Here is a 572-nt window from a genome sequence, read left to right as displayed (position 1 = left end):
CAGGCGGACCTTGCCGTCGGCGGATCGGTGCTTGGCAATGGCAGCGCCGTCGCGGACACGCTGATCGTCAAATCGGCCACCATCGATCTGACCAACACGACCCTGACGGGCGTCGAGATTCTGAAGGCCGGCCTCAGCGCCGCCACCAATTTCACCGTCGATTCCCTCGATCTCGCCGCGGGCGGTTCTGTGATCGGCAGCAGCGGCAGCGATACGCTGACGACCAATGACACGGCGCTCGATCTGACCAGCACCACGCTGACCAGCATCGAAAAGCTGGCCGCCGGTACGGGCAGCGACACGACCTTCACCGTCAATCAGGCTGATCTCGCCGCTGGCGGCAGCGTCACTGGCGGCGCCGGCACCGCCGACACCCTGGTGATCACGGGCACCAGCTTCGACATCTCCAGCACGTCGGTCACCAGCGTCGAAAAGCTGCAGGCCGGATCGAATGCTGCCACCACCTTCACCGTCAACCAGGCGGACCTCGCCTCGGGCGGCACCATCATCGGCGGCGCGGGCAGCGATACGCTGACCACGAAGGAAGCGGCCCTCAACCTCACCAGCACGAC

At 65.9% G+C, this 572-nt stretch carries 1 protein-coding gene; it reads left to right on the top strand.

Annotated features, from left to right (window positions below; translation table 11 throughout):
* Positions 1-572 (top strand): hypothetical protein (locus tag SMD31_RS21560; RefSeq protein WP_407652157.1); only part of this gene is annotated, 572 nt, incomplete at both ends.

Origin of the sequence: Dongia rigui, from assembly GCF_034044635.1 — a bacterium.
Taxonomy (GTDB): Bacteria; Pseudomonadota; Alphaproteobacteria; order Dongiales; family Dongiaceae; genus Dongia; species Dongia rigui.
This window is presented reverse-complemented; position numbering and strand designations above follow the sequence as displayed.